This is a genomic window from Actinophytocola sp. (assembly GCF_050699935.1).
Taxonomy (GTDB): domain Bacteria; phylum Actinomycetota; class Actinomycetes; order Mycobacteriales; family Pseudonocardiaceae; genus Actinophytocola.
The window spans coordinates 1-5842 of record NZ_JBOHGB010000248.1 but is presented as its reverse complement, the minus strand read 5'-3'; the positions used below and the strand labels follow the sequence as shown (position 1 = coordinate 5842).

Sequence of the window (5842 nt, the reverse complement as noted above, 5' to 3'; positions counted from 1 at the left end):
GCTCCGCCCGCCGGGCCTGCGATTCGGTGCTCGCGGGCACCCGGTCCATGTGATCGGTCTGCGCGTCGCGCGCGGCGGCTGGGCTGGCGTCGCTGTCCTTGCGCTGGGCGGGCGGCAGCTCCTTGGGCTCATAGGCATCCTGGTCGAGCGGGTGGCTTTCGGGCAGCGAGCGCATCCGCGTCGACTCGGCGCGCAGCGCGTACCGCTCGACGAGGAACTCGCCGCCCATCAGGGTCTGCAATGTCTGACGCAAGCCGTAGAGCTCGGAGCGCAGCGCGGCGATGTCCTCGTGGGACTCCGCCTCGACCCGGCGCCGCGCCTCGGCCTCGACCCGCAGCTCGTGCTCGCGTCGGGCGGCGACCTCGCGCTCCAGCTCGAGCTCGTACCGCTCCTGCCGTTCGGCGGCCTCCTCCTCGCGATCGGCGGCCTGCCGGCGATACCTGGCCGCGATGAACGCACCCGCGAGCGCGGCCCACAGACCCGCCACGATCCCCAGCCTCATGTACTTGAGGTCGTCGCTCAGCACGAGCACCGCGGTGGCCACGAGGGCGAGTGCAACGGCTGCAAGGAGTAACGACCGCCACCCGAACGAACCGTGCTCAGGCTCGTCAAATGAGTCGCGGCGGGCGTTCATGGCACACACCGTACCGGTCTGTTACCAGTATGAGACCGAGCGAAAGTCGTTCAATTTCTCAGCTCGTGGCGTCGGACCGATACTCCGGTGGTTGATTGTCCTGGTCACGTGGCGTCCGGCAACACCATTCGAGGAACAGCGCGGCCGCGATCAGGACGGCCGCAGAGGCGATCCCGACCACCGCACTGGGGAAGTCCTCGGCCGCCGCGGCCACCTCGGCGCGCCTCGGGAGGAGGTAGCCGAGCATGCCGAGCCAGGCGCCGAGCATGATCGCACCGAGTAACGACGACGCCTTCGCGAGTGCCACCGCGCGGGCGGCCGTGAGTGCCTGAACCGGCCGGTCAGCTTCGGGTTTGCTGATCCGCGCGCGGAGCGAGGCGCCGAGCGCGGCCTCGATGACGGCCAGCACGAGCAGCGTGACGCCGGCGAGCGTGGGTAGTGGCGGCAGGTCGCCATAGGCCACCCGCACGATCAGGTAGACGATCCCGGCGCCCAGTAGGCCGGCCACGACGAGGTCGCGGGCCCGGGTGAAGTGCATACGCCCACGGTACCGGCGACACTGGACTCTCCAGCGACTGGAAGGTTGAGCATGGCCAGAATGGGCGACAGCGGGGTGTTCACGATCGGCGAGCTTGCCCGCCGAACGGGTCTGACCACCCGGACGATCCGCTTCTACTCCGATGAGGGGCTGCTGCCGCCTGCCGATCGCACGTACGCCGGTTACCGGCTCTACGACTCGGCTTCGCTGGCGCGACTCGAGCTCCTGCGGACGTTGCGCGAGCTCGGGCTCGGGCTGACCGACGCGGGTGAGGCGCTGGCCGGCCGGTCGAGTGTCGCGGACATCGCGCGGCGCCACGTGGAGTTGCTCGACGAGCAGATCCGGGTGCTGCGGCTGCGACGGGCGGTGCTGCGTGCGGTAGCCAGGAACGACTCCGAGCTGGACGAGGTGCGGCTGATGAAGGACTTGACGGCGATGTCCGATGAGGACCGCCGGCGGCTGATCGACGAGTTCTGGGACGAGGTGACGGCGGGGCTGAACATCAACCCGGATTTCGACGCGGGCATGCGCTCGGCCAAGCCGGAGCTGCCCGACGACCCGTCGCCGGAGCAGTTGCGGGCGTGGATCGAGCTGGCGGAACTGGTGCGGGACAAGGACTTCCGCGCGCGGATAAGGCAGATGAGCGAGTCGCAGTCGGCGGCGCGGGACGCGGGCGAGCCGATGGGGCAACCGTCGGACGAGCAGCGGCAGCTGTGGTCCGAGTGGTCGACGGCGGCGGCCGAGGCGATGGAGGCGGGGCACGCACCGTCGTCGGCGGCCGGCCGGGAGCTGGCCACGTCGATCGCGGACGCGATGGGCAAGTCACCGGCGGAGGCGGCGGAGCTGATCGAGACCGGAACCGACACCCGAGCCGAGCGCTACTGGCAACTGATGGCGACGATCAACGGCTGGCCGCAGATGCCGGCCCAGGTGCCCCGAGCCGAGTGGATCATCGCCGCCCTGCAAGCCGCCGGCTGACCCGGACGGGCCGAGCTGCTCGTTCCCTTCGTGCCGCCCACTTGCGAGCCGCCTGCCGACGGGCCGAGCGGCTCATTTCTCGGTGCCGCCCTCGTGCGAGCCACCCGCCGAGTCGGGCCGACCAACTCGCTCCCCTACGCCGCCCACTCACGAACCACCCGCCAACGCAGGCCGAGCAACCCACTCCCCCGCGCCACCCACTTGCGGACGGGCCGAGCGGCTCGCTTCTCCGCAGGCCCCGGGGCAGGGGCCCGCCCACCCGGGGGTCGGTCCCCCGGTTCGAATCTATCGGGTTGGGGTGACGTCTGGCGGGATGTGGATCTTGGTTGTGGACAGGTTCGGGCGTTGTGGACAACTGAGCATTGCGGTGGGCGACGGGCCTCAGGCAGCCGGGTGGGCGACGACCTCTGCGACCGTGACCCGTTCCGGCACAAGGCATGCGGGTCAGGGAGTCAAGGGGAGGTCCTCGCGGAGGCGTACGTCCTTTTTGGACTCTTCGGGCAGGGCGGCCAGCAGGTCGACGACCGGGCCATGGTCCGGGAGTACCGCGTCGGGGTCCACGGCCAGCCAGGGGATCAGGACCGTCGCGCGCTGTGGGGTTCCGGGGTGCGGGAGCAGGAGGTCCGGGTGGTCGCTGGTCACACCCTCGACCGTCACCACGTCCACGTCCAGGGTGCGCGGGCCCCAGCGCCGGTCGCGGACCCGGCCCGCTCGCCGCTCCAGGGCCTGCCCCCGCCGCAGCCACGACCAGGCGTCGGCGCCCGGGTCGTCCACGATGAGAACCGCGTTCAGGAAGTCCGGCTGGTCCTCGACCCCCCACGCCTTCGTCTCGTAGACCGGCGACGCGGCCACCAGCACGTCGGCGAAGCCGGCTACCGCCAGACGCAGGTGGGAAAGGCGATCACCCAGGTTGGAACCGACCGACAGGACCGCGCGGGTCATCCGCAGGCCCGGCGCGAGCGGCGGATGGTCACCGCCACGTCAACGAACTCGAGCGGGATCGGGGCGTCCGGCTTGTGGATCGTGACCTCGACGGCGTGCGCCCGGTCGTCCTTCATCACGTCCTCGGCGATCTCGGCGCCCACTGTCTCGATCAGGTCACGGGGCTCGCCGCCGACGATCTCCGCCACCCGCGACGCCAGCTCGCCGTAGTGCAGCGTCTCCGCGAGGTCGTCCGACGCGCCGGCACGCGCCAGGTCCAGCCACACCGTCACGTCGACGACGAAGTCCTGACCGTCCCGCCTCTCGTGGTCGTACACGCCGTGGTGGCCGCGAACCCGCAGGCCCGTCAACGTGATCCGGTCAGCCATCGGCACAGTCCGCCGACATCGCGACCGCCACCGCCACCGCGTCCAGCGACCGCGTCACGTCGTGCACCCGCACGCCCCACGCGCCGGCCGCCGCCACCAGCGTCGTGATCGCCGCCGTCGCGTCCTCGCGACCGCCCGGCGGGCGCGGCGTACCATCCTTCGCCGCCAGCAGGGTGCCCAGGAACCGCTTGCGCGACGCACCCACCAGCACCGGAAACCCCATTTCCCGCAACACATCCAGCCGCCGCAGCAGCGCCCAGTTGTGCTCGCCCCGCTTCGCGAACCCCAGCCCCGGGTCCAGCACGAGCGCGGCCGGGTCGACCCCGGCGGCCACCGCGGCGTCGACCCGTGCGCTCAGCTCGTCGCGGACGTCGGTGACCACGTCGTCGTAGATGGCCAGCGAGTCCATGTCGCGGCTGTGCCCCCGCCAGTGCATGAGGATCCACGGGACGTCCGCGGACGCGATGAACCGCGCCATCGCGGGATCCCCCAGCCCCCCGGACACGTCGTTGACCACCCGCGCGCCCGCGTCCAGCGCCGCCTCGGCCACCTTCGCCCGCGTCGTGTCCACGCTCACCGCCACGCCCGACGACGCCAGCCCGGAGATCACCGGGAGCACGCGCGCGATCTCGGTGTCCGCGTCGATCCGCGCCGCCCCCGGGCGGGTCGACTCGCCGCCGACGTCCACCAGGTCCGCGCCCGCGTTCCACATCGCGGTCCCGTGCGCGAGCGCGTCGTCCAGCGACACGTACCGGCCACCGTCGGAGAACGAGTCCGGCGTGACGTTCAGCACGCCCATCACCGCGCACCGGCCGGGCTGCGGCAGCGCCGGATGCGGCGCCCTCACCCCGGCCTCACCGGCTCCGCCCGCGGATCAGCTCCAGCGCCTCGGCCCGGGAGGTCGCCGACGAGCGGAGCATCCCGCGCACCGCCGAGGTCGTGGTGCGCGCGCCCGGCTTGCGGATGCCGCGCATCGCCATGCACAGGTGCTCGGCCTCGATCACGACGATCACGCCGCGCGGTTCCAGCTTGCGCTCCAGCGCGTCCGCGATCTGCGTGGTCAGCCGCTCCTGCACCTGCGGGCGCTTCGCGTAGAGGTCGACGAGCCGGGCGAGCTTGGACAGGCCGGTGACCTTGCCGTGCACGGACGGGATGTAGCCGACATGCGTGACGCCGTGGAAAGGCACCAGGTGGTGCTCGCAGTTGTGCGTCAGGTGGCCCTCGATCAGGTAGGTCGGGTGCGGGTCGCACGTGAAGCTGTACACGGTGAACGGCGCGGCGGCCGACGCCTCGATCGGGCGCACCGTCCACACCGGCGTCCACCGCGACTCGATCAGCTCCGTGTGGTGCGACTCCTGCGCGAACCCGTGCCGGCGCCACCAGCCGGTGCCGTCCTCGCGGCTCTCCGGGCGCCGCCGCGGCGGAGTGGCGAACGTCAGCGGGCGGGACGCGAGCCGGCTCGGCTCCGTCCACTCGACCGAGGTGCCGGCCACGCCGCCCGCCTCCGCCCAGCCCTCGGGCGTCGCGAGTGGATGGTCCGGGGTGACCACGAAGCTGCCGGTCTCCGTGACGACCTCGACCAGCTGCCGGGCCGGGCGCGCCGTGACACGGGTGACCGTCGTCGGCTCGACGCGACCCTCGGCGAGGGTCCACAGCTGGTCGCCTGGCCGCACGTCCTCGGCGGCACGGCGGCCGCCGATCACGTTGACCGGCTGGAGCCCCGGTACGCACGTCGAGTACGTCGGGATGTCCGTGACCAGCACCAGCTCGTCGTGGCACTCGTCGAACGTCTTGTCCAGCACCGAGTCCGGGTCGGTGTAGAGCCCGCCGAACATCTCCAGGTATCCGCGCGCCACCCGGGCCGGCGTGTCCTGCAGCCCCTGACGGTCGGGGTCCTCGCCACACGCCAGCAGCAGTTCCCGGACCGCCTTCTCGGCGCGCGCCTGGTCGAACACGGGCGGCGGGCCGCCGCTGGTGTACAGCGGGCCTCGCCGGGACCCGTTGCCGGGGCTGTCAGCCGTCAAATGTGCCTCCGCGACTCAGCGTCAGCGGCCACTATCCCACTCGGAGCCGCGCCCGCGGTCCTCCGGGTCGGACGACTGTCCGCGCTGGTCGCGACCGCGCTCGTCGTGGCCCGGCTGCTGCTCCCAGGACGGCCGCCACTGGTTGTGCGGGTGGCCGGACGGGGTGGTGGCCGGTGTCCACCCGGGCGGCGCGCCGTAGTTCGGCGGGCCGTCGGTGCGGCCCTGTCGCTGCGGACCCGGATAGGGCTGGCCGTACGGACCCGGCTGGCCATACCCGGGACCGGGACCCGGACCGGGCACGCCGTTCGGTCCGGCGCCATTGCCGCCGCCGTTGCCTCCCGGCGGCTCCGGACTCGGC

General features: G+C 72.4%; 6 protein-coding genes and 3 pseudogenes. 1 reads left to right on the top strand and 8 read right to left on the bottom strand.

Translation table 11 applies throughout. The features are described from left to right. Both ACRDTB_RS37095 and ACRDTB_RS37090 read right to left on the bottom strand, forming a co-directional pair. Window positions 1-544, bottom strand: a 544-nt coding sequence (locus ACRDTB_RS37095) for a DUF6779 domain-containing protein (RefSeq protein WP_431436937.1), incomplete at its 3' end; no start/stop codon positions are given. 148 nt (window positions 545-692) lie between these two features. After that, window positions 693-1172 carry a DUF3180 domain-containing protein gene (locus ACRDTB_RS37090; protein ID WP_431436936.1) on the bottom strand — a complete coding sequence of 160 codons (480 nt, stop codon included), beginning with the start codon at window positions 1170-1172 and terminating at the stop codon, window positions 693-695. Window positions 1173-1232: 60 nt separating this feature from the next. Here ACRDTB_RS37090 and ACRDTB_RS37085 point away from each other — a divergent pair, with 60 nt between their 5' ends. Continuing rightward, window positions 1233-2150 (top strand): MerR family transcriptional regulator, encoded by a 918-nt coding sequence (locus ACRDTB_RS37085; protein WP_431436940.1) that lies wholly within the window; start codon window positions 1233-1235, stop codon window positions 2148-2150. A 444-nt stretch (window positions 2151-2594) separates the two neighbouring features. Here ACRDTB_RS37085 and folK read toward each other — a convergent pair whose 3' ends face one another. From folK to ACRDTB_RS37055, 6 genes and pseudogenes are all read right to left on the bottom strand, one after another. Then, window positions 2595-3092 carry a 2-amino-4-hydroxy-6-hydroxymethyldihydropteridine diphosphokinase gene (gene folK / locus ACRDTB_RS37080; protein ID WP_431436935.1) on the bottom strand — a complete coding sequence of 166 codons (498 nt, stop codon included), beginning with the start codon at window positions 3090-3092 and terminating at the stop codon, window positions 2595-2597. Further along, on the bottom strand, window positions 3089-3460 hold the full coding sequence (gene folB / locus ACRDTB_RS37075; protein ID WP_431436934.1) for a dihydroneopterin aldolase: 372 nt from the start codon (window positions 3458-3460) through the stop codon (window positions 3089-3091). Before folB ends, folK begins: the two co-directional genes overlap by 4 nt. Beyond that, window positions 3453-4259, bottom strand: coding sequence for a dihydropteroate synthase (folP, locus tag ACRDTB_RS37070; RefSeq protein WP_431436939.1), 807 nt, complete (start codon window positions 4257-4259; stop codon window positions 3453-3455). The genes folB and folP overlap by 8 nt, the downstream gene beginning before the upstream one ends. 55 nt (window positions 4260-4314) lie before the next feature. Further along, window positions 4315-4662 (bottom strand): annotated as a pseudogene (gene folE, locus ACRDTB_RS37065) (GTP cyclohydrolase I); the annotation flags it as partial. A gap of 507 nt (window positions 4663-5169) precedes the next feature. Continuing rightward, window positions 5170-5442 (bottom strand): annotated as a pseudogene (locus ACRDTB_RS37060) (GTP cyclohydrolase I); the annotation flags it as partial. A 63-nt stretch (window positions 5443-5505) separates the two neighbouring features. Further along, window positions 5506-5842 (bottom strand): annotated as a pseudogene (locus ACRDTB_RS37055) (hypothetical protein); the annotation flags it as partial.